21 protein-coding genes are annotated in these 23,742 nt (G+C 41.7%); 3 read left to right on the top strand and 18 right to left on the bottom strand.

Translation table 11 applies throughout. The features are described from left to right. Window positions 1–27: 27 nt before the first annotated feature. Genes KAH81_04095 through KAH81_04025 form a run of 15 tightly spaced genes read right to left on the bottom strand, consistent with a single transcriptional unit; the run spans window position 28 to window position 14,621 of the window. Entirely contained in the window at window positions 28–477 is a 450-nt protein-coding gene (locus KAH81_04095) for a PTS sugar transporter subunit IIA (protein MCK5832835.1), read from the bottom strand. A 14-nt stretch (window positions 478–491) separates the two neighbouring features. After that, window positions 492–653: a Trm112 family protein gene (locus KAH81_04090; GenBank protein ID MCK5832834.1), complete on the bottom strand. Its 162-nt coding sequence runs from the start codon at window positions 651–653 to the stop codon at window positions 492–494. Next, window positions 653–1,624: an acetyl-CoA carboxylase carboxyltransferase subunit alpha gene (locus KAH81_04085; GenBank protein ID MCK5832833.1), complete on the bottom strand. Its 972-nt coding sequence runs from the start codon at window positions 1,622–1,624 to the stop codon at window positions 653–655. Before KAH81_04085 ends, KAH81_04090 begins: the two co-directional genes overlap by 1 nt. Beyond that, window positions 1,621–2,673 carry an undecaprenyl/decaprenyl-phosphate alpha-N-acetylglucosaminyl 1-phosphate transferase gene (locus KAH81_04080; GenBank protein MCK5832832.1) on the bottom strand — a complete coding sequence of 351 codons (1,053 nt, stop codon included), beginning with the start codon at window positions 2,671–2,673 and terminating at the stop codon, window positions 1,621–1,623. The genes KAH81_04085 and KAH81_04080 overlap by 4 nt, the downstream gene beginning before the upstream one ends. Further along, window positions 2,667–3,605 (bottom strand): glycosyltransferase family 2 protein, encoded by a 939-nt coding sequence (locus KAH81_04075; protein MCK5832831.1) that lies wholly within the window; start codon window positions 3,603–3,605, stop codon window positions 2,667–2,669. The genes KAH81_04080 and KAH81_04075 overlap by 7 nt, the downstream gene beginning before the upstream one ends. Before the next feature lie 11 nt (window positions 3,606–3,616). Continuing rightward, window positions 3,617–4,381, bottom strand: coding sequence for a polyprenol monophosphomannose synthase (locus KAH81_04070; protein MCK5832830.1), 765 nt, complete (start codon window positions 4,379–4,381; stop codon window positions 3,617–3,619). A 2-nt stretch (window positions 4,382–4,383) separates the two neighbouring features. Then, a complete protein-coding gene (locus tag KAH81_04065) occupies window positions 4,384–5,496 on the bottom strand; it encodes a DUF362 domain-containing protein (protein MCK5832829.1) in 1,113 nt (370 codons plus the stop codon). A 13-nt stretch (window positions 5,497–5,509) separates the two neighbouring features. Then, window positions 5,510–6,394, bottom strand: coding sequence for a decaprenyl-phosphate phosphoribosyltransferase (locus tag KAH81_04060; GenBank protein ID MCK5832828.1), 885 nt, complete (start codon window positions 6,392–6,394; stop codon window positions 5,510–5,512). Further along, a complete protein-coding gene (locus tag KAH81_04055; GenBank protein ID MCK5832827.1) occupies window positions 6,381–8,924 on the bottom strand; it encodes a hypothetical protein in 2,544 nt (847 codons plus the stop codon). Before KAH81_04055 ends, KAH81_04060 begins: the two co-directional genes overlap by 14 nt. Window positions 8,925–8,952: 28 nt before the next feature. Beyond that, window positions 8,953–10,095, bottom strand: a complete 1,143-nt coding sequence (locus KAH81_04050; GenBank protein MCK5832826.1) for a glycosyltransferase family 4 protein — start codon at window positions 10,093–10,095, stop codon at window positions 8,953–8,955. A gap of 18 nt (window positions 10,096–10,113) precedes the next feature. Beyond that, window positions 10,114–10,965: a polysaccharide deacetylase family protein gene (locus tag KAH81_04045; GenBank protein MCK5832825.1), complete on the bottom strand. Its 852-nt coding sequence runs from the start codon at window positions 10,963–10,965 to the stop codon at window positions 10,114–10,116. Between the two features lie 34 nt (window positions 10,966–10,999). After that, window positions 11,000–12,412: a glycosyltransferase gene (locus KAH81_04040; GenBank protein MCK5832824.1), complete on the bottom strand. Its 1,413-nt coding sequence runs from the start codon at window positions 12,410–12,412 to the stop codon at window positions 11,000–11,002. Beyond that, window positions 12,402–12,881 (bottom strand): hypothetical protein, encoded by a 480-nt coding sequence (locus tag KAH81_04035; protein MCK5832823.1) that lies wholly within the window; start codon window positions 12,879–12,881, stop codon window positions 12,402–12,404. Before KAH81_04035 ends, KAH81_04040 begins: the two co-directional genes overlap by 11 nt. 17 nt (window positions 12,882–12,898) lie before the next feature. After that, window positions 12,899–14,146: a serine hydroxymethyltransferase gene (locus KAH81_04030; GenBank protein ID MCK5832822.1), complete on the bottom strand. Its 1,248-nt coding sequence runs from the start codon at window positions 14,144–14,146 to the stop codon at window positions 12,899–12,901. Between the two features lie 16 nt (window positions 14,147–14,162). Next, window positions 14,163–14,621, bottom strand: a complete 459-nt coding sequence (locus tag KAH81_04025; GenBank protein MCK5832821.1) for an RpiB/LacA/LacB family sugar-phosphate isomerase — start codon at window positions 14,619–14,621, stop codon at window positions 14,163–14,165. Window positions 14,622–14,765: 144 nt separating this feature from the next. Between KAH81_04025 and KAH81_04020 the strand changes: the two genes are divergently transcribed. Genes KAH81_04020 through KAH81_04010 form a run of 3 tightly spaced genes read left to right on the top strand, consistent with a single transcriptional unit; the run spans window position 14,766 to window position 20,581 of the window. Then, on the top strand, window positions 14,766–16,358 hold the full coding sequence (locus tag KAH81_04020; protein MCK5832820.1) for a hypothetical protein: 1,593 nt from the start codon (window positions 14,766–14,768) through the stop codon (window positions 16,356–16,358). A 32-nt stretch (window positions 16,359–16,390) separates the two neighbouring features. Further along, window positions 16,391–18,499, top strand: a complete 2,109-nt coding sequence (locus KAH81_04015; protein MCK5832819.1) for a DUF3857 domain-containing protein — start codon at window positions 16,391–16,393, stop codon at window positions 18,497–18,499. Window positions 18,500–18,508: 9 nt separating this feature from the next. Beyond that, window positions 18,509–20,581, top strand: a complete 2,073-nt coding sequence (locus tag KAH81_04010) for a DUF3857 domain-containing protein (protein MCK5832818.1) — start codon at window positions 18,509–18,511, stop codon at window positions 20,579–20,581. A 14-nt stretch (window positions 20,582–20,595) separates the two neighbouring features. On the opposite strand, the gene KAH81_04005 is transcribed toward KAH81_04010, so the two are convergent. From KAH81_04005 to rpsG, 3 genes are all read right to left on the bottom strand, one after another. After that, window positions 20,596–21,825, bottom strand: coding sequence for a hypothetical protein (locus KAH81_04005; GenBank protein ID MCK5832817.1), 1,230 nt, complete (start codon window positions 21,823–21,825; stop codon window positions 20,596–20,598). Beyond that, window positions 21,818–23,089: a DUF1926 domain-containing protein gene (locus tag KAH81_04000; GenBank protein MCK5832816.1), complete on the bottom strand. Its 1,272-nt coding sequence runs from the start codon at window positions 23,087–23,089 to the stop codon at window positions 21,818–21,820. Before KAH81_04000 ends, KAH81_04005 begins: the two co-directional genes overlap by 8 nt. 153 nt (window positions 23,090–23,242) lie before the next feature. Then, entirely contained in the window at window positions 23,243–23,713 is a 471-nt protein-coding gene (rpsG, locus tag KAH81_03995) for a 30S ribosomal protein S7 (GenBank protein ID MCK5832815.1), read from the bottom strand. Window positions 23,714–23,742: the final 29 nt, after the last annotated feature.

Here is a 23,742-nt window from a genome sequence, read left to right as displayed (position 1 = left end):
TGTTAATTAACAGTTTTATAACCTCCATTATTCTTGATTTATAAGGTCGAGAACCTCTTGAGGGAAAGTAGCATTAAGAAGAATTTCCCGATTGTCCTTCTCTTTTAATAAATACGAGAGTTTCCCAAGAGCCGTTAAATGGGTGTTAACAGCTGTTTCCGGCACAACTATAACAAAGAATAAATGAACAAGGTTATGGTCTATTGCCCCAAAGTCGATCCCTTTTTCACTGCGACCAAAGGCTACTGTAAGCCCCTTTACCGATTTCGCTCGCGCATGAGGTAAAGCAACCCCAAAGCCAATACCAGTAGAAGCAAGCTCTTCTCGTTCAATAAGTGCGCTCTTTATTGTTTGAACGGAATCGATTTTGTCTGAGTTCCCAAGTAGCTCGGAAAGCTCGTCGATAACATCATCACTATTTGTCGATCTGAGCTCGAGTTCTATAAGATTTGTTCCACTGAACTGAGATAGTTTCATAATTGATACTCCATTTAACAGCTTTCAGCCTCATCTGCAAGCAGAAGAGGAATTCCATCGGCAATATTATATGCCAAGTTACAAACTTCGCAATAAAGTTTTTCTTTGGATATATCGTAAATAAGCTTCGAATGACATTTGGGGCAAACTAAGATTTCTAATAACTTTTCATCCATCATACTTTCACCTTTGTGAATATACCCATGTTTCTGTATTTTGTAAATCTCTTTTCTACTATTTGATTTCCATCAAAATTCGAGAATCTAACGAGTTCGGAAAGCAGGTCTTTTTCAAGGATTTTCGCGGCCATTTCAGGGTCGGAATGGGCGCCGCCTATAGGTTCAGGAATGATTTTATCTATCATCCCAAGCTCGAGAAGATCCGGAGCGGTAAGTTTAAGCGCCTCAGCTGCTTTTGGGGCTGCAGCTCGATCCCTCCATAGAATAGCCGCACATCCTTCAGGCGAGATTACCGAATACCAAGCGTTCTCCATCATTAAAACAGAATCTCCAACACCAATCCCCAAAGCACCACCAGAGGCGCCCTCGCCGATGATTAGAATAATTATCGGCACCGGAAGCCTTCCCATCTCGAATATGTTCCTAGCAATAGCCTCGGCCTGTCCTCGTTCCTCGGCGCCAATCCCAGGATATGCCCCGGGAGTATCGATAAAAATAACAACCGGCAAATGAAACTTGGCGGCGAGCTTAAAGAGCCTAAGTGCTTTTCTATATCCTTCCGGGTGCATCATACCGAAATTGCGCTTTATGTTCTCTTTTGTGTTCTTGCCTTTTTGCTGCCCAACAACCATAACCCGATGCCCGGAGAAATTCGCGAAGCCGCCGATTATGGCTGGATCATCCCTGAAACCGCGATCACCATGAAGCTCGATGAAATCCGAGCTAAGTCGCTCTATATAATCGAGTGTATATGGCCTTTTTGGATGTCGTGCAACCTGCACCTTATGCCAACGCGAGAGCTTACCGAAAACATCTTTGCGAATATTTTCTAGTTTCATTTTTAAAATAACCAAATCTGCTTGAGCCTTTTCATCTCCGGCATTAGCTTTTCTCTGAACACTCTCCAGGCGGTCCTCGAGCTCGATTATGGGTCTTTCAAAATCTAGATGGAATTTATGGATGCTCATAATTTGATCTTACTCCTCTCCAACGATGCTAATTTTACCGTCAACACAAGAAAAACCAATAATAAACCAGCAAGAAAAAATATCATAATACTCCTATTTCCCACCGAGAGCGCTACGGCTAATGTCGCGAAAATAAAACTGATAGAATAAAATACCCAATCAACAACAGAAGGGGGTAGGCCAAATGAAAGAAGCAAGTGATGAAGATGTTCGGCATCTCTTTGATATATCTTCTTCCTCTTCAATGTCCTTCTGATCACTGTAATTAGTATCTCCATAAGAGGAAAACCGAGCGCAAGCATCGGAACGAAAAGAACCATTGCTGTCGATACCTTTACCGGTTGGATAATACTCGCTGTTGCCATAATGTAACCTAATAAATAAGCTCCCATATTTCCTAATATAATACGTGCAGGCGGATAATTAAAGCGCAAAAATGCTATATTTGCACCAAAAATCGATAGGAAAATTATCGCTAAAACCGGAAGGTTCAATGAGGCGCATATCGCGAAGAGTGATATGCCAGCAATAGAAAGAACTCCCGGCGCAAGACCATCGAGACCATCGACAAAATTAACCGCGTTCATGACACCGACTATCCAGAGTGCTGTTACTGGATAAGAAAAAATACCCAATTCAGCAAAAGAATTGAATGGATTGGATATCACAGAAATCTTAACACCAAAAGACATCGTTACAATGGCTGCTATAAGTTGAAGTGCAAATTTAACACCTACACCTAAATTTTTTCTGTCGTCAATAAAGCCCATAAGCGATATTATGATAGCACCAAAAACTAAACCACTAATAGCATTTCTATATCCTGCAAAAGGGGCGGGATATATTATATAGCTGAGCGCAACCGCAATAACGATTGCAATAATAATTGCGATTCCACCTAAATCAGAAGCCGAAGGCCGTGTAATTTCAACATCCCTAGGAATCGAAGTCGCTCCTGTGAGTTTGCCAATTCTTATAGCTAATGGCGTTATAATAAGAGTAATAATAATCGATACAACCGCTACTATAATATATGTATAGGCTAACAAGATTTTCTTCCCAGCTTCTTGAAAAATCCCACAAGAAAGGATAATAAAAGATGAAATGAAAGTCCGAGTCCTAATAACAAGTTAAGCGGAAGAAGATAAGGATAGTATTTCATGAAATATTTAAAGAGGCTTATATGATGCCATGCATAAGTTCTGGAAGGCCTTAGTTTGGCAGATGCCCCACCAACATGATACACTTTTGCCTTTGGAATGATCACAACGCGCCAACCGGCCTTCTTTATTCGTCTCGAAATATCTATATCCTCGACATAAAAGAAAAATCTCTCGTCCATGAGGCCAATATTAGATAATGCTTCCCTTCTAATAAGGAAAAATCCGCCGGAAACCGCATCTACATCGGTGTTCCGAGCAGGAATTTCACGATATTTTTCGAATCTCTTTTTAAAAAAACTAAGTGGATTTAGTAACCAGTTTTTGGAGAAAAGGAGATTCGTGTAAGAAGGAAATATGTGACATGAGGGCTGAGGAGTTCCATCATCGGATAACATAAGACCACCACAAATGCCAACATCGGGATTTCTGCCCATGAAATCGATAAGTATGTCGAGCGATTGATCGATCAAGGCGGCATCCGAGTTAAGAAGAAGGATAAAATCTCCCATCGAGGAGCGAATTCCCTGATTACATCCCGCTGCGAAACCTCGGTTGGTGCTATTTCGTATCAATTTGATATCAGGGAATCTCCCATGAATAAAATCAGCACTGCCATCACAACTGGCGTTATCGACAACCACTATCTCAAGTCCCCTGGTGATAGGGGAATACTCATAAAGCGATTCGATACAATGAGTTGTAATATTTATTGTGTTGTATGACAGAACGACAACGGAAAGCTTATTGGCGGTATTCACCATAGCCGATGGCTCTAACTCGTTTGCTAGAGACTTGTTATTATGTAATCCATCGTTCAAATTGGTCTTCTTTATTTGGACTTTTTTGAGAAACGCAATTTCCAGACCATCGTGAAAGCCTCTTTGATGATATCCTTGGTTAGCTTCGTTTCTCCATGTATCCTATCTGGGAAAATAATCGGGAATTCTACGATACGATATCCCGCCTTCCACGTCTGGAATTTTGTCTCGATCTGAAATGCATAACCACCAGCGGATAGCTTAGAAGGATCAATATGTTCTAGCACTTCACGCTTATACACAACGAATCCTGCCGTCGCGTCCTTAACCGGCAACCCAGTAATCAAGCGTGTATAAATGCTTCCACCCCAAGAAAGAAGCTTTCGATAAAGCCCCCAGTTCTTTACTCCACCACCATTGACCCGGCGACTTCCGACAACCATATCCGCTCGATCTTGCGCAATTAGCTTCGACATTTGACGAAGATACTCCGGTTTATGTGAAAAATCGGCGTCCATCTCGAATATAAGCTGAAAATCCCTGTCCAATGCCCAATGGAATCCTCGGACATAGGCAGGCCCTAGCCCCTGTCTTTTGCCATGAAGAACAAAAACCCGCTTGGGATTTTCCTCGGCAAGTCTGTCAGCCAACTCGGGTGTGCTATCCTTCGATTCATCCTCACAAATAAGGATGCTGAATTCATCTCCCTGTTTCAAAACCGCAGGGACAATATCGAGAATATTGCCCTCTTCATTAACCATAGGCATGACTACCAATACTTTTGGGAGCACTATGTGTTTGGATTCTTTATTTGTTCTGGAGGTTTCATCTCCCATTTCTAGTCCTTGTTGAATGGGCAATTGCCCGGAGTGTATTCTTTAAATAATTTCCCCCATTGGGAGGTTTCTAGCCATTTGTCAAATATTTGTTGCCCATGGCGCGGCCACCAAAGTTTGTCGTGATAGGTTTCAGATGCCCATATGAATATAAGAACCAATGGCGTGTGGAAAAACAGTTTCTGCATGAATTTCAATGGGCTGTGCCAAAGAAGCCTTCCTGTGCCTGTTGCAAAATTAACACCGGATTTAAAAGCAAGATTACGCTCGGCTATTTCTTTATCTCCGACTATTTCAATATTCATAGGATTGCCATTGCCTAAACCCTGTTCCGTGGCCCTGCGAATATACCTTATTTTCATTGGATCGAAGCCCATTATCTTCGCCGATACCGCATCGATTGCCACCTGATCAGCAGAGGCTAAATAAAAATTAGTTTCATGTGGCGTCATTGTTCTAGGCCCGGGGCCAGAACCGGAAGTCGTGCCATCCATTAGGCAAAATATACCAGTATGTATTTGTTTCTGAATAGCGAGCAAATCGACAAGTGTATCGTGAATATGTGTGTGTGCGTAATGCCTATTTATGTTAAGCAAGCCACCGAAGGCATTCTTCATGGCGCCTGTAGTTGTAGTATAAGAATGTGTTTTCACCGTCGGAAGGTGAATTATATTCTTCCCGATAAAGTAATCGGGCACAAAAATACCATTCTTAAATATCTTATCGAGAATCAACATTTCTCTGTCAGGCTTAATCTCGATCCATTTCATGTCCGAATTTTTGAAATTGAATAGCACCGGTATATCGTATTTCTGGAATACCGGTTTGAACCGACAAAGCTCATCTCCCTTTTCCGTAATTGTTACAACGGTCTTGTTCTCGACAACAACTACATCATCATATCCGAGCTTCTTCAAGGTTAACCATATGCCTTCGAGACCCCAAGGGGTGGTATTGGCGCCCGGCATAGGGAGATGCCAGGATATATTATCCTTCAGTATCGTCGTTGCCGATTTGTCGAGCGTCTTTGTGATACCTCCAAGCTCGCAACAACGAGTGATATCCTGTAAAACCGTTTCAGGTTTTGTTTTAACGACTGCTACGCGTGATTTCATATTTACTCCCTAATCATGAGAAATATACAATTAAGAAAACCGTTATCGACCAAAGAATCATATTAATTATCGTCGGTAAATCGGTCAATAATATTCTAGTGGGTGATTCGCCTTTCTCCTTTTCATGAACCAACCAAAGATACCTCAAAAGTCCGTAAAACACGAAAGGAAGAGTTAATCCCAATGAGTGATTTCCGAACCTTACAAATACATCGTTTGAAAAAACATAAAAAGAATACGCAACTAAAGTTGCCGAAACCTCAATTATAGCGAGATTATCGAGAAATTTAATTGAATACTCATCGAGAAGGGGTCTGCTCAAATTCGACTCGTTGGTTTTTTCTATCCTCGTAAGTTCCTGCCTTCTCTTTTCCGTTACTAAAAAGAGCGCCAATAAGCTGGTGCATAATAAAAGCCATGAGGAGATCGGAACATCGACAGCCGCGCCACCTGCAGCAGCCCTTATCACAAAACCCGAAGCGACCGTCAAAATATCCAATATCGGTTGTTTCTTTAAGAAGAAGGTATATAACAACTGAAGAAAAATGTATCCTGCTGAAAAATACAGAAACCCAACTCCGATATAAAGTGAAACAACAATACCCACAATAAACAGTATTAAAGCTGTTATTAGAGCATAAGCAACCTTAAGCTGCCCGCTGGCAATAGGCCGATTCTTTTTATATGGATGGATCCTGTCGCTCTTCCTATCGACAATATCGTTTATCAAATAAACACCACTCGAAATAGCACAAAATGCCATAAATGCAAGTGTAGCCCTTATAAGCGAAGGAAGATGGAGAAAATCGCCGGCAAAAAATACACCCGCGTATAAAAATACATTCTTAACCCACTGATGTGGACGAAGACTCTTTATTATAGCCTTAACTAGATTCATTCACTGCTCTTCGACTTTTTCTGTTAGCAACAAAACTCAGGATAAAAAGCAATCCCCAAGCCAAAATGGCTAAAATCGACACCACGAGAGACTTTTTAAAAAGCCTGCCCTCGAAACGGAAATCTATACTGTGTTTCCCCTTAGATAATGGAACTGCACGAAAGGTTCCGTTTGCTCTGAGGATTTCAAGCTCTTGATCGCCCTCATAGGCGTGCCACTCTGGATACCAATTGTCGCAAAGGATGAGAAGTCCGTCATTTTTCATATCGACTTCCACTTCAACACGCTCTGGTCTGGTGTATTGAACCTGCGCCGGTGCAGGCACAAGAAGGCTCTCATTTACAGCACTTTGAGTAAATCCTGTAGTTCCTTCGATTGCAGCCGTCACAGCGGGATTAGTTTCATTGGAAAAAACTAACCGCCGAGCCTCCTCCGGCGAACTTGCGGATTTCCAATCATAAACAGCGAAAGCTCGGGGAAAACTCATTGGATTGCGATATAAGCGTAAATTGCCTTCTTGAAAAGCCAAAGGAAATTGCTGAATTTCCCTTCCGCGAACGGCAAGATAATCGGCGTTTAAAAGCGTAAGCCCCGCTTTTGAAAAAAGATCCCGCGATCCACCGTTTCTATTAATAAACTCATCGAAGGTTCTAAGCTGGTTACCGTGGCCAACACCAAAGACAACCTCTTCTAAACCATGAAGTGCGAGATGGCTATCTTGAAATGCACCGGGGAATACTATTACCCTAAATGGTTTTTTTTCATATTCGTTTTTCAAGAAAGAAATTGAGGATGTTTCTCCAAAATAGCTTTCAGGATCAACAATTTTAACAAAGGGCTTATCTATTCGCCATAGGTCAAAAAGAGTTACAAGTGATAGAATTATCAAAGCCAGAAAGGCGGAAATCCTGTTTTTCATGGCGAGGGCATAGGCGCCGAGACCAAGAATAACCACGATAGTTCCAAGCCACATTCCACGAGCTATATTGCCGATATTAGCCTGCATTATCGCCTGCTTAGAACTATCGATCCCTGAATAGAATATTGTGGTATATAGCTTCATCATACCTTTACCAGCACCAGTCATAATGAGTGCTGTAAGTGGAAGAAGAATCCCTATGAGAATCAGATACACCATTAAACCGCGCTTTAAAAGAGATTTCCTTTTTTCATCGTCTCTTAAGGCGAAAAGCATCTCCGAGGCTAAAACAACAGCACTGAAAACCGCGATGAATAATATCATCGACGGCCCTCTGAACTTCTTCACTTGCGGAATGAATGCATAGAAAAGGCGGAAAAATGGCGTTGTGGGACCAAGCGCGAATATTGTGGCAAATATTCCAAGCCCAAAAAAGAACCATGTTCGAGGTTTCCTAATAAATATAACCGCACCGATAGCCAGGAGAAAAATAATAATTCCAAAATAATCCGAATTAAGTTTGAATGCGTTATGCCCCCAGTATGTATTGGTATTCTCGACATTTATCCCAGCAAACTCAGGAAAAAATAACCCACCCATTTCCTCGGGATGTAATGCCCAACTGGTTGACCATTCGTAACCGGATACCTCCGTTCTCTGGGTTCTCTGAGAATATTCGCCAAGGTATTTAAAAGGAGGATAAATCTGAAGCGTTGTAATCAAAAGGGCAAATAATACTGCAAGTATAAAAATAGAAACATGTTTCGAGGCGTTCTTTATTGTTTTTTCTTTTAAAAGCAACCTGATTATTCTAAAAACGAAGTAAGCTCCTATAGCCCACGAGGCAAAATAGGCCATCTGCATGTGCGCTGAAATGACCATCAACGAATATGTCAGTCCAAATAGAAGATAACGCCATAATTTGCCATCTCGGAGTGCAAGCTCCAGTGCCCAAAAAGCCAAAGGAAGAAGCATAATGACAAACATCTTACCATCGTGACCAGCATAAATGTAACTAACGAAATACGGGCCGAACATATATGCCAGCCCTCCAAAAAAAGAAGCTCCTTTACAAAATCCGAGGCTCCTTAGGAAACCAAACATAAAGAATCCTGCAAGCCAAACATGAAGCACCAGCTTTAAACCGAGTGCATAGTGAATAGGCAATATAAGCTCTAATATCCTTGTCGGATAAAGAACATCGCCATGCATACCTGCATGAAATGGCATTCCCCCGTGGAGTAGATTTTCCCATAATGGATACGAACCGAACTGGGCAAAATGTGCTCTATAAAAACTGTGTGAAAAATAGCCCAATCCCATTGTGTCTGTCCCAAAAAGCATACCACCGCCAAAAATGAATCTCGAGAAAAAATAGGCCGTTATCCAAAGAAATAAAAATAAGAACACACCATCGCGTTTGGAGTTGAATACGGCCATGGCCAAAGGCAAGCCGGTTAAGGCCACTAAAGCGAAAGTCAAACCCCCAATATTTGGAGATTCAATATCCCACAAAAAATATCCAAAAAGGACTCCGAATAGAGCTAGAAAGATGCCGATACCCCAAAGAAATTTGGGCGACAACCCTTGTTTTTTCATTGGTTTAACCATATAAAAACTCCCGCGTCGATAATCAAATTCATAATAATTTGTTTCTTTTATTTATTTCAAAAGCCTCTTCGTAATGAGCTAAAACCTTATCGGTTAGTTTATTAACCGACCAATTATTCTTAACTCTCTCTCTGGCATGTGCTCCCATCGACCTTCTTTTTTCCTCGGGAAATGAAAGCATTTCCAAGATAGCTTCGGCTAAAGCTTTGGGTTTTTTGGGTGGGACAAGAATTCCACTTTGATCATCGATTATTTCGGGAAGACCACCGACATCTGAAGCTATAATTGGTTTTTCGCAAGACATAGCTTCCAGTGCTGCTATGCTCGTTGCCTCCATAAGTGAAGGTAAAACAACAAGGTCCGCCGACGAAATTATGCCGGGCATATCAATGTGTGGAACTGTTCCAAGGAAATGGATGAATTCCTGTATTCCTAACGAAGCAGATAATTCGTCTAATCTGCCTCGGAGGGGGCCATCCCCGACAATATATAAATGCACATTTTGCTTATTACGGATTGTTGGTAAAGCGCGAATCGCATACTCGATGCCTTTAATCTCATATAATCGACTGGGAATAAAGAGCATTTTTGTGTCAAAGGAAGGCCTTTTAATGACCGGTTCAACCGGCTTGAAAAAACCGGTATCCGTGGCATTGACAAGGGCATAGATTGGCTTGGATGGGTGAAACCCTCTGCAGATTTCCTGAATCGTTTTAGAAGCTGTTAAGATAACATCAGGATATGAGAGTAACTTCTTCAATATCGGGCGCCACAGCTTCTTGTCTGAAAGCCTTACAAAATGGCTTGTGTGTATAGAGGCCACAAGGGGGATGCCTTTTCTATGTAACTTTATCGCAGGGATAATGGAAGGAAAGGTGTGAACATGGCAAATATCAGCCCACGAAAACTTCCTTTTCATAGCGGGGATACCCGCAAGGGTAGTCGTTAACCAACCCGAAAACCTCTTATTGGGACAGAACCTACGTTCAACAGTTATCTTTCCCATTGTTTCGGTTTTAGGAAAATCCCCTGAACGGCTGGTGACTACATGAACAGAATGACCTTTCTCAATCTGAGTCTTGGCTAAGGTATAAATATGTGATTCCAATCCCCCTACTTCTGGAGGGAAATATATACTATGCACCAATATATTTAGATTTTCTTTTTTCAAAATATAATTCACCTAATGTTATCCCGATAAAACAGGCGTTAAAACTTTGCGACTACGCGAGTCAATACAATAATCGGAAATCCGCATAAAATTAAAACTGGATAATAATTCGTTAAGTTTTGTATAACCTTTTTTAACGCCCATTAAATGGACCTGGTTATAAACAGCGTTTACCGGTAATCTCGGATTATCTCCATCGATATCCTTGGGATGAAGGTATAAAACTGCTCTCTGACCGCGGCGTTCTATCCTCTTTATAGCCCCCTTCATTACGCTGACCGGAAAAAACCTTAAATAAAATCCACCTAAAGGGAACCTGTAAATTAAAAACCTACCTACCGAAGGCGGAAACTCATGAAGTTCGTGGCCCTCAATCTTACCGGTTTTATTTGCAATCCCGTCCATACCGCCGTAATATAGCCTGCCTGCGTATGCGCTCGAATCATATTTAAAGCCGCTTTTATCGAGTGCGTCAAGATACCTGTTCCAATTAGCAGGATTAACCGAAAAATTTGGGCTACGAAATCCGATAACTTCCTCGCCGGATACATCTTCCAATAATTCCTTGGCCCTATTAATGTTGTTAAATAAAAACTCTCCGGGCAATGAGTCTATCAAATCGTGGTCCCAACCATGACAGGCGATTTCATGACCCTCATCTTTTATTCTCTTAATCAAACCTGGAAAATCCCTTGCTATGACCCCAAGAGTAAAAAAGGTAGCTTTCGTTTGATGTTTATCAAGAAGTTCGAGAAGCCTTTCCGTAGCCGGTTCAACCCTTCTTTCGTCGGGTTTGAAAGCCCTAAAATCAAACCCCGGATAATGGGCGTGATACCAGTCCTCAAGGTCAATTGTTAAAAAATGAGTCATCAATTGATCTACTCTTCCTCAATAAACGAAAGTATTATTTATTTTCATGGCTTCCAATCTTACAACCTAACTTGGCGTCGCTATCAATATCCTTGGCTAGTTGCTCGATTTTTTCGCGAGAATTATCCTTCTTATTAGCAACAACATTTTTATGTGTTACTCTTCCAGACCGTCCCCAAGATTGTTGCCTTTGAACTATTTCGAAAGACTTCTCCGAGGGTTTATTCACCACCTCTTTTTCTAAAGCGGGTTCCTTAATAGCTTCCTTCTTATTTTTTTTCTCCGTGATATGAATCTTTTTCTTTGGGAGCTTTTTCGATTCGGATGGTTTATTGTCTGGCCGGCGATCATGGCTTTTTTTACTTTCCCTCTCAGGGGAAGAAGGCCTACTTTTATCATTAAAATCGTTTCGCTCTGATTTGTTGTAAGTCGGTCGCTCCTTTTTTTGATAATCCTGCTTCTTTGCAACTTCGAGTTTTGGAGCTTCGATATTTTGCTGTTTAAGCATAAGGAATTCGACTCTGTCGCGTAAATTGGCTATTGCCTCGGCTAAAAACCCCAGAGTGAAAGTAAATCCCGATACAGAGATTAATAAAATTAAAATTGTCTGAAGTGGAGGATAGCCCCAGTGGAATCCCAGGCGTGCAATGAAAATGAAAAGCGCTAACCCTCCAGCCAAAAGGAGAGATATAAATCCAGTACTCCCAAAATAAAGCATGGGTTTACGAAAAATCTTCTCGGATAACCAAACCGCAAGTAAATCGGTCAAGCCGATAAATATCCGCCCAAAACCACTATATTTCGGTTTGCCATGAAGCCTTGGCCTCAGTTTTACCGGTATATCCGCGACACGATAACCCCTCTGAGAGGCCAGAACTACCATGAATCTATGCCAATCTTTTCTGAGAAATAGCTCTGCCATCACCTCTCTACGAAGCATCTTCATCGAGTTCATGTCCTTGACATTGATCCCGAAAAGCCTGCGTGTAAGAAAATTGTAAATTTTGCTCACAAGTGGCTTCTGATATTGTCCCTTTTTAATCCCGCTAACAATACCATAACCGCGGTCGAGCTTATCCATCATGCGTTTAAGGTCGTATGGGTCATACTGAAGGTCCGCGTCGAAGATCGCGATGCGCTTACCCTTGCTCACCGAAAAACCCGTTTCGATAGCGGCAGTTTTGCCCATATTCTGCTTATGTTTGACTAATTTTAGAAAAGGATATTTGACCGCGAGTTCGAGAGTTTTCTCCGCAGTGCCGTCATCTGAACCATCATCTACGACAATAACCTCGGCACGAAATTTCTGTCGAGAGAGAAAAACCTCGAATTCCTTCGCGAGAGGAAGGATATTATCGACTTCATTATATGCAGGCACTATTACCGAAAGCGAATAATGCGATGGCAATTTTTCTCTGTAATTTTTATCGTTCGTTCTATTTCCCATTTCTATTTCCCATCAATATTTTTAATACTTCTTCCATCCTACCATTAATAACAACATTATAGATATTACCAGCATGTGATTCGTCATAACCCAAGCGAGTGTTTATACCGGCCATCGCGGGCAAAGCAGAGATAGGTATCTCGAATGCTGGCGAAAGGTCGATAGAGGCAGTAAAATCCTTGAACTTGGAAGCGAACGACTTTTTTGGCCACCCAAATATGTTAATATCCTTGCTTTCAATTACTAAAGATTCCACTCTTTCAATTATATCAGGCTTTTCCCATGCAACTACCGACTTAATCCCGCCTCCAAGAATTTGGTCAATTTCCTTAGCTAATTTGATCATGGAATCATCATAGCCTTTCGGCAACACAATTAAGGTCTGCCTAAAACGAGAACTAAATTCCTTGAATTCAGTTTGAGGACAAGAGGCTTTTTTAAGAAAAGCCCATTCGGTCCATTTGGCCATTTTAGAAGAAAAGGCCATTATTTATATAGTTCCGGGTAAACCGGGAAATCTGAACAAAGCTCCGCAACCTGTTTCCTTATTTCTTCGAGTCGAGCTTCGTTTTCGTGGTTCTCGATAACCTCGACAATCCACTCGCCAATTTTCTTCATTTCATCGGTTCCCATGCCTCTGGTAGTGATAGCTGGGGTTCCTATCCTTATTCCGCTAGTGACAAAAGGCTTCTCCGGGTCAAAGGGGATGGTATTCTTATTCACCGTTATTCCAGCTGCATCTAAAGCCTTTTCGGCGATCTTACCTGTAATACCCTTGGGCCTGAGGTCCACGAGCATCAAATGATTGTCGGTTCCGCCGGAAACGAGTCGAAGGCCGCTTTGTGAAATGGTTTTCGCCAGGGCTTGAGCATTATCGAGAATTTGTTGTTGATATGTTTTAAATTCTGGCGCTAAAGCCTCCTTAAAACATACCGCCTTAGCAGCGATCACATGCATAAGAGGGCCGCCCTGCATTCCGGGCATGATCGTTTTATCAAGTTTTTTTGCAAAATCTTGCTTGGAAAGAACCATACCCCCTCGAGGGCCTCGAAGGGTTTTATGTGTTGTCGTTGTTACATAGTGGCAATGGGGGATAGGTGTTGGATGAAGTCCCGTGGCCACCAATCCGGCAAAATGTGCCATGTCGGCGACTAAAATGGCTCCAACCGAATCGGCGATTTCTCGAAATTTAACGAAATCCCAGGTCCGAGGATAAGCACTGGCACCGGTCATAATTAGTTTAGGTTTGTGTTCTTCCGCAAGACGCGCAACTTCGGCATAGTCGATTCGCTCGGTTTCGCGGTCAACTCCATATTGAACAATATTATATAGCTTCCCGCTGAAATTAACAGGATGACCATGCGTGAGGTGCCCTCCGTGCGAGAGGTTAAGCCCCATAATTGTATCTCCCGGCTCCAATTCCGCAAAATACACAGCCATATTTGCCTGTGAACCGCTGTGGGGTTGAACATTTGCATGTTCAGCGCCAAAAAGCTCTTTCGCTCTATCTCTGGCGATATCTTCTGCCATATCGACGTATTTGCACCCACCGTAATACCTTTTGTGAGGATAACCTTCGGCATACTTATTCGTCATTATACATCCAACCGCTTCCATAACCGCCGGTGAAGTATAATTCTCACTTGCGATAAGTTCCAAACCCTCCCTTTGCCTTCTGAGCTCGAGCGTAATAGCTTCGTAAATCTCTATGTCGTCTTTTTTTAAGTAATTCATAAATTCTCCTAAATATTTATTGATTCTCAAGCTTAATGATCTTCTCGACACGACGCTTATGACGCTCACCTTCGGCCAGTTCGCCATCGAATTTCGTCACATCAAAGAGCCTTATAGCTTCAAGTGCTTTGGCAAGTTCTGTATATACTGCGCCAAGGCAAATTATATTGGCATTGTTATGCCTGCGAGCAAGCTCCGCTCTTTTTACATCGCATACCAATGCTGCTCTTATTCCATTAACTTTATTTGCGGCAATTGACATGCCAATTCCCGTGGTGCAAATAAGAATACCAAATTCAGCCTTCTCATTAATAACATCTGAAGCCACAAGAATAGCATAGTCTGTATAATCCACGGATTCGTTGCTGGAGGGCCCCCTATCGATAAGCTCCCATTTACTTTTGAGAGCCTTAATAATCTGTTCTTTGAGTTCGAAACCACCGTGATCTGAAGCGATAGAAAACTTATATTTCATAATTTCCATACCTATCTAATATACATTAACTATAAATAGTATAACTAATCTCTACATGCATTAAAAGTCAAGGTATTTTTGTATGAATGTATCTGTTTAACAGTTTTGTATTGATTTGCATTATTATCAGCATAGTATGTAGCTATGTTATCTAATCGAAACCAGTATGGTAATCCGAGGATTTATCTTTCTCTTCTTTTAATACTTCTTAGTATTCTGCAGACTTCGCTTCTATATGAAGGCGATATAGTTATCCTTTTAATGCAGGGACGTGTGTCACAAAGGGCTGTTGCACAGTACAAAATAGCACAAAACCTCGCCGAAGGAAAGGGCTTTACCTTCGATGGAATCCACAAGACAGGGAGTTTTTCTCCAATGTGGATATTGCTGATGGCCTTCATTTTCAAAATAATTAGCAACCCCATGGACTCTGCTCTTATGTGTTGGGCGCTTTCCGAATTAATTTTTCATGCAGCACTTATTATTTTATTTATTTTATCATCGAAAAGATTGAAATGCCTATCCGATTATATTGCTTTAATAGCCTTTTTTGCACTCTTTCCGGGTGTTAAATTTGCTTTTATCGATGGCCTAGAAAGCTCGCTCGCTTTTCTGTATGTAAGTGCATTGTTTTTGATATTCGATAATTTGCTTACTAATAGAGAATTCAAAGCAAATACCAAAAGAGGAGTGGGGCTTGGAATTCTACTCACACTCGGTTTTTACATCCGTCCTGATCTCCTTATTTTTGGGGCAATTTTATTTATGGTGTTGGTTTTCCAGAAGATTAACTTCAGTTCCGGATTGAAAAAGCTTACCCTCGGCGCTCTTGTAAGTTCGTCAGTTTTGATTATCCCATATTTTATTTATAACAAAATCGCTCTCGACTCTGTTTCTCCAATATTTTTTAGTGGGGCAAGTTCACTTTCGAGACCTGAAATATTCAGCAATATTTTTTTACAAATGACAACGGCTCTAAATCTACACCTGGGACCGTCGGTTTCATCTATTATCACGATTTTAATGGTTGTTGGATTCCTGGTTTTAGCTTTATGGTCTTTATTCAAAAAGCGGGCGTTTTTATGCGCCATTAGTTTTGCAATTTCGTTTCGCATACTCTCATTCATCCTCATAGGCAGAAAGGCAACCTTATCCGTCGAAGGTATTTCTTCCATAGATATTCTCGTGTTCATAATTCTTGTTATTTACGCTTTTATAATTCTTTTTAAAACCGTTTTCGGGAAGAAATACGGGTCTCTGATTTTCGTCTTGATTCTAACGGCTTTTTCGACATTAATGACCTTTATGAAAGATGTTAATTCTCCGGTAAGAGATAGAAATAAAGTAGTGCAAAGTTTCGCAGCAATCTGGACTTCGGAATACATACCGCCAAATACCATTATGGCTTCCTTCGAACCGGAAATCTTAGCTCTTGTGTCACAACGTTCAGTTATCGATCTTAGCGGCAAATACAACGATAAAGCGTATAACAAGAACTATTTATCAAGAGATAATGTTGCCGAATATATCATAGACGAAAATGTCGATTATATTTTTGGTCGTTTCGAGTTTATAAAGCCGGACTCTAATAGCACATTGGTCATTCTCGAATCAGGTCTCTCAGAGGGGGAGGCGAGTGCGGAATATAAACTAATTACCAAATTATCTGAAAATCTCAGAATTAAAAAGCAATTCTCACACTCTTTTTATATAATCCAGTTTTTAAAAGAGGGATAATAAATCTACAGCATAATCTCATCGGAGGAAAGATGAAAAGAACCATATTATTTAGTTTGCTTCTGATAATATTGCCCGTTTTTGCAGGGCAGGCCAATCTACACGATGGCTCGACAATCCGTGGCAATGTATTTTTCCAAAACGACGAATTTTCCATCGACGGTAAGGCTATCGACCGTGCAGAAGTGAAAAAAATATTTACCGGTGATGTTAAAACTGTCAAGACAGCGGCTCAGGAAGAATACATATATTCTGTAGATAAGTTCAATCAATATAAAGTATTAGCCGAGGATATGGAGGACGAAAATCCCAGTGCGCAGGGCTTAATATTCCTCGATAAATCCCGGCAAAGTCTTACTTCCGATGGCCGCACAGTGCAAGAATACCATTTTGCCGGCAAGATACTAGCTCAGGACACAAAGTGGTGGGCTACCAAGGCTTGGTCAATAGACGAGGGTATCAATAGGGTCAATATTCTCTATGCGAGGAGCATCGGCCCCGATGGAGCCGTCCATGAATACAGCCCCGAGGATATTATCTTCTCCAAACCAACTAGGGGTGCTGTGTTTTTCGGTCAGGGGCAAACCATGTCTCTCAATATCCCCGGTGTGGAAATAGGTTCTATTGTCGAATATGGTTACATCAATGAACAATACGCACCCGAGGATCCGGAGCTTTTTTCTCCAAGGTTTTTCTTTCAAAGCAGCGAACCTGCTAAACTTTCGACCTGTCAATTCGAGGTGCCTCTAGGGAGACAGCTTTATTTCGAGACCTTCCTGTTGGACAAAAAAGACCCCTATATCGGCAAATGGGTAAAGGAGCTTCCAAAATTCACAGGCTCATCCGAACCGGTTATCGAAAAAACCGATAGTAGTGTTATATATAAGTGGGAGCTTCGCGATATCGAACCAATGATACGCGAACCGCATGCTATGGGTTATTATTCTATTGCTCCAAGCGTTCACGCGGCTTTATATCCCGATTATTCCCACTACAACAAACGCTTTGGCGATCTTCATCGCGAACATATTAAGCTGACTCCACAACTCGACAGTCTTGCTAAAGATATTGTCGGCGATGCCAAAATTGAAACTGAGAAAATAGCAAAAATCTATCATTGGGTTCAACGCAATATAAGATATATTAGCGTCAAAGGTGCTTTGGCTAGCCGATTCGGAGGTCATTATGCACAGATTACCTATGATAACAAATACGGCGATTGCTCAGATAAGGCCATCTTTTTTAGCACCTTGTTATCTGCGGTAGGAATTGAGTCTTACCCAATCATACTTATGACAAACGATGCAGGATTCCTCGATAGATCGCGCTTTCCATTCTGGGGGGGTAACCATGCTATAAACGAGGTATGGTGGGATGGAGAACCCCATGTTCTCGATGCTACAAATAATCTTTTCCGTTTTCCTTCATATTCTATGGGCGACTGTGATATTTATTACGCTAATTATGTTCGTGGAGAGGTTGTTTATAATCCACCTATTCCGTCCGAGGAAAATTCGATGCAGAGCATAACAGCCGTGGAGCTATCGGCCGATGGAAGTGCTGTGATAAGCGATAGTTTCTGGTATTCAGGATCGATGGAGGCTGGTTATCGCGGATATTTTGAATATACACCCGAACAGAAGCATGAGAAAGTGGTCGAGCAAATACTCGCACAACGTAAAGCCGGCGTATCATTGATTGATTATAAGCTGACCAATATTCGTGATATATCTCTTCCATTCACTATGAAGTTCAAATATAAAATTGATAACTATCCAGTGAAGGCCGGCGACTATCTCCTTCTCGATGTGCCGGCACTGAGATATTCTTTTCAGGAGATAGCCCTTGGAGATCCTAATTATGGGATTAAAGTAGATATGACATTTATGCGAGCACACGATGTTACTTTTATTCTACCGGACAACCTTTCTGCGGAATTTATTCCAGGCGAGTTTTCAATATCGAATGAATACTTCGAGTATTCTGCGAACTACATCCCCGAAGGCAACAAAATTAAGTTCATTGATAAGTATCGGATTAAAAAATTGAGAATTCCAGTATCAGATTATAAAGCTTATAAAAAAGACGCTGAAGCCGTCTTATCATATCTCAAAGAGAGAATCTTTCTTGTCGAGAAATAGGAGGTTATCGTGAAATTAAATAAAATTTCAGTTATTATAATTGCATTGATCGTTTTGGTTTCGATCTCTTTTGCTAAAAATCGCGATGTTTTATATATGAGCGATGGAAGCGAACATATCGGAGAATTGGTCGAGATTAAAGAAGAAGTTGTTGTTTTCGAGACCTCCGATGGTTTTCTCGAACTCGAACCCTCTGAGGTCAGAAGTATAGACCTTGGCACCTGGCGTCCCGGTGACGATTGGAAGTCGCGACTCGACATCGACGATGAAATCCTTCTTTCGGCATTGGAAAGGGTCGATGAAGTTAGCAGAGAATATACAAGCTCCGGCTATATAACCCTGTATGAAAAGGGCGAGTTGACTTTCCGAGAGGACGGAACAGCTCGACTAGTCAGACGGTATATCTATTATATCGCAAACGAAAGCGGCAAGAATAAGGCCAATTGGTCAACAAGATACTTCAAGGATGCCCACGACGTGAACATCGATTTTGCTCGCGCAATAGGGCTTTCTAAGGTTAGCACTGTTGCCGATAATGCCATAGAGGATGGTAGCACGAATTCACTTCTCTCTGAATATCAAAGGCGCCGAATAAGAAAATTCGCGCTAACTGGAGCATCTCTTGGGTCCGTCGTCGATTATCAAATATCGCGCGAATACCTGAAGCTGGATATTTTTAACGGCCTCGATCTTCGCTGGAAATTCTATGATACCGAACCTAAACTCGTTTCCATTTTCGAAATAGCGCAAAAAGGTGAAGTGCCTTTTGAGGTTAAGGAATTCAAAATACCTAAACCTAAAAAATCTAAGCGCGATGGCTATTCCGTCAAGACATACAAGATGGAGAATATCGAGCCTTATGTTGAGGAAAATATGTTACCTAACCTCGATCTTATTTTCCCAAATATTGCTATTACAATTCCATCTGACATAGCCGAATTTTCTGGCGCATACTATGCCAAAGTCCAGGAAGCATTCGACGCAAAAGACGTAATTAAGGATAAGCTCTCAGCGCAATTCCCCAAAGGTTCGCCAACAATAGAACAGGTATATAACTTCGTCGCTGAGAATTATACCTCGAACTGGGTGGGAATGTCGGATTATTATCCCTATTCTAAACCCCTCTCGCAGTTATTGACTTTCTCTCGTATTGCCCGGCATGAGTTGGTTTTTGTGCTATACTGTTTCCTTGTCGAAGCAGGATTCGATGCCAACCTCGTCCTTTTAGGTCCGGGTTTGGATTCTTCTTTACCGTTGGATATGTTGAATATAGAGCATTTCCATGATCTCCGTGTTAGTATTCACGAAGGTGAGATTACAAGATACCTAGCGCCTAACGAGTATCTCCGATATGATCATCAATACCTTAGCGGTTTATGGATTCTTCCGATAGCCGAAAATGGTGCGAAGCTTATAGAGATACCTAGAGTCGATGGCGATTACGCTTATAGCATCCCCGAATACGAATGTATCCTCTATCCCGATGGTGCTCTCGATGTTCAATATAATATAATCTACCATGGCCCGACCGGAGGCGATAGTTATCGCTATCACAAGAACGATAAACCACGCCAATTAAAGAACTATTTTGAAAGCCTCGCTAAAGGTATTGATGGAATGGCCAATTTGGTTGATTTCTCCTTGACCGGGATTAAATCTCTCACAGAGCAGGTCGAGGTTTCCTATTCAGTTCATATTCCAGGATATGCCGTAAGTGCAGGGGAGGAGATACTTGCGTTCAAACTGCCCACAGTCGATTACGGTTCTAGTCAGGTTGGCGCCGCCACGCGAACACTTCCGTTTTCGCTACCGGGGGATTACTACAACGAGAAACTGATGTCAATAAAACTGCCGGAGGGCTATATTATCGAACACTTGCCCTCAAGCATGGATTTATCGAATGAATATACTGGTTTTTCCAGTTTACTGAGTATCGAAAACCAGACCTTGGAGTATAAGCAAGTGAATACAGGCACACATGCGCCGATTATTCAGGTTAAGGAGTATTTAGACTATAAAAAATTCGTCGAGTCACGAGCAAGGTTTTCTGAAAATTGGATACTAATTCGGAAATCAAATTAATATCCAGTTTGCCTTTAGTCAGGATATTTTTCTAAAAGGTCTATCCTATCGAGAAGGATTTCATTTTTCTTCCCGAGGTGTTTTCTTATAAGTCCCTTCTCGACTAGTTTATCTGCGAGTCTCTCTGTGTGAGTTCTCGGCCAAGGTAGAGATTGAAAAGCAAAGCATAATGGAGTATTCACGCCGAGTGAACCCAGCAGGATTTCTTCCGGTTCAGTGAAGGCTTTTTCTTGCCGAGTTTCAGCGGTTTCTAGCCATTTCCCGAAACTGGACCCACGCGAATATATACGTGTCATCTCACCGATGAACATCCATGGGTCTCTAATACCGCTAGTGAGCTCAGAAATCCAATCAGCTGGGGAAATCCGCTTTTCGCACATGGACTCGATTTGAGAAAAACCGTTATCGGGCAATCCCCAATTTCGAAGACCCTTTGCAGCCATAGGGAGAATATATTCTCTCACTATCTCTGAAATCCCGATCATCTTCCCCTTCAATCTGAATGTCGCTTGCATTCCGTTGATACAGGCATTTAGCCTATTCACGCCGTAATCTATTAGGTTTGGTTCGAAAGGCACAGTGTCACTATCGAGAAGCGCAGCACAGAGCCCTATATATAGTGTGGCTATTTGGCACATAGTTTGAGGATCGGGCTGACTGTCGTTCGAGCGAAGTTCGACTGTAGCTTTATCGGGATATTTTATGCAAATATCGCTCCCCCAATGCCCATAGCTTAATTCGGGATCAATCAATGTCATAGGTTGAGAGCATCCGCAAGCATCGAGTTTAACCCGATAGCTCTTAAAGTTGCCATCGAGACTCGGACTCGAAGAAGCTAGTGCCACAAATGCCGGAGTGAAGGGCATAATTCGGTTATATATTATAGCAGCCTGCTCGAAGCTTTCGATAGAGCCAAAATGCACATGCCCTCCTGCGGGATTATGGTCAGCCTCACGGTAACCCATGGGAACGAGTATTGCCTTCAGTTCGGTGGCGAGTTTCTCTGTGAGCTGAAATGCCCGTTCTGTCTTATCTCGCAGCTCGGAGTAGGAGGTTGCCATACCGACACGGATTTCTACAAGATCTATATCTTCACCGATCTCGAGCTCCGGGGCAATAATTAGGGCCTTTTCAACTAATTTTGCAATCTTGTCTTTTCCTGCACTCTTACCGGAAAACTTATCAACCAAAGGGATTTCCCAGTCTATTCCCGCAGTGATCTTATTGATTTTCATGTTATTCATTGTTAACCTCGAGTGTGAGATTTTTGTCAGGCAATATAATGGCTTTTGTTTCTATTGGCACAGTTGCACAAGCTAGATTATCTCCTACTTTTACCATATCGAGTTTAATGTTGCCCTCGGAAGTTTCGGCGGATATTTCGTTATGAAGTTTCCCTACCGCAAAGATAAAGAGATCATGATGTCCCCTGACGTAAGCCAGTCCGATTCCATTGGCGATAATGAGGTTATCGAAGGGGATTAACTTATAGGAAAACCTTGAAGTTTTGTTCTTCATTAACTGCTTTTTTTTACTGTATATCCTTACATTTGGCAACAGAGCCTCGATCATAGCCCATAACCTCGAGGTTTTTTTGCTTTCGAAGGAAAGCAGAAGGCCGTTTCTTTTTTTGGAGTGTCTTATAGCCACAAAGCCGCTGTTATCAAAGTGGATATTGCCGGAATACGAAACCCAATCTTCGCGCCACGCCCATGGGGGGATCGATTCAGGACAATAAAACCTATATGTCTCGCCGTTTGAGTCAATTAAAATTGTGCCAGCGAGTTTTTCGCCCACCGCCAGTGAGCTAAGCCTTAAACTTGGGGCTAAATCCTTCCCTTTACCCTTTTTATCAAAGTTGCTGATCAGATAATCGAGTTCGATAATGGGTGAATTTTGGGTCAGCTGAATCGCCAAGTCGATTTTCAATCCCGCCGATTTTGCGCGCATGCGGACTGCCCTTTTTTTGCCGTTAAAACTCGCTTTCGCATTTAGGTCAAGAAGCTTGAATTTCTCCTTTTCCGGTTTGAAATCACCGTTTCCAGCTAACCGAATCCCGGTTTCGACCTGTCCGCGTATTCCGTTGATAACAAGATCGTCAATAAGATCGCTTGCGTATGGGGTCGATACTTTATATATCGAACCTCCCCGGCGCGGGGAAATAAACAGCGATACAATGCTATTAGACAAACGAATCTCGGAATAACCATCAAAATTGAAATCATCTGGTTCAGCGGAAACTTTTCCAATTTCTTTTTGCCCGATTATATTCGATTTTGAAAGGTCTTGATAAAATTCCTTCGTCTCCTTTTCGCTCAGAACTATAAGGTCTCCCTTGCAAGGATCTGGTGCGAATTTCGAAAAGGCTCTGATGATTGAAACTTGCCTATTTTTCGTCTTTGGGTGAATCTTGTCTATTCCGATAATGTTTTTGAGAATTACATCTAACCTGAATTCTCTATCGGTTTTCGTTTTCTCTAAGTTTTTAATAATACCTGTTAAGTTCATAGTTTCTCCACCATGACCGTTTGGTTATTGTCGATTATACTAAAGATTAAAATGGACGAAATCCAGCAAAAAAACGAGATAAAAAAATAGCACCCCGAAAGGCGCTATTTAAACTAGATCGCTTTTTACGAAACTAATTTCGGAAAAAGTGTCTTACCAACGATAATGTGCAAAAGCTCTATTCGCTTTTGCCATTTTGTGGGTATCGACCTTCTTCTTGACCGCTCCTCCCTCGTTTTCCGAGGCTGCGATCAATTCATTAGCGAGCTTCCTTGACATGCCGTGGTCTCCACGGGCACGGGAAAATTGTATAAGCCATTTAAGAGCAAGTGTTATTTGCCTACCTTCGGGCACTTCAATCGGAACTTGATATGTTGCACCTCCGACACGCCTTGGTTTGACGGTTAGCTGAGGGCGGCTATTCTCTACTGCTTTTTCAAAAACATCTATACCTTTTTGTTGGGTACGCTCTTCGATAATATCGAAAGCATCATAAACGATGTTTTGTGAGGTAGATTTTTTACCTTGAAGCATGATGTAATTGATAAACTTGGCTACAAGTTTAGAATCATACTTGAAATCAGGTTCGATTGTCCTTTTTTGGGGTCTTCTGCGTCTTGGCATTTATCTCCTCCATAAATAACAATTATCCA

Source organism: bacterium (assembly GCA_023145965.1).
Lineage (GTDB): Bacteria > UBP14 > UBA6098 > UBA6098 > UBA6098 > UBA6098.
Note: the sequence above shows the minus strand (reverse complement) of the source record. Positions and strands in the feature narration are given on the sequence as shown.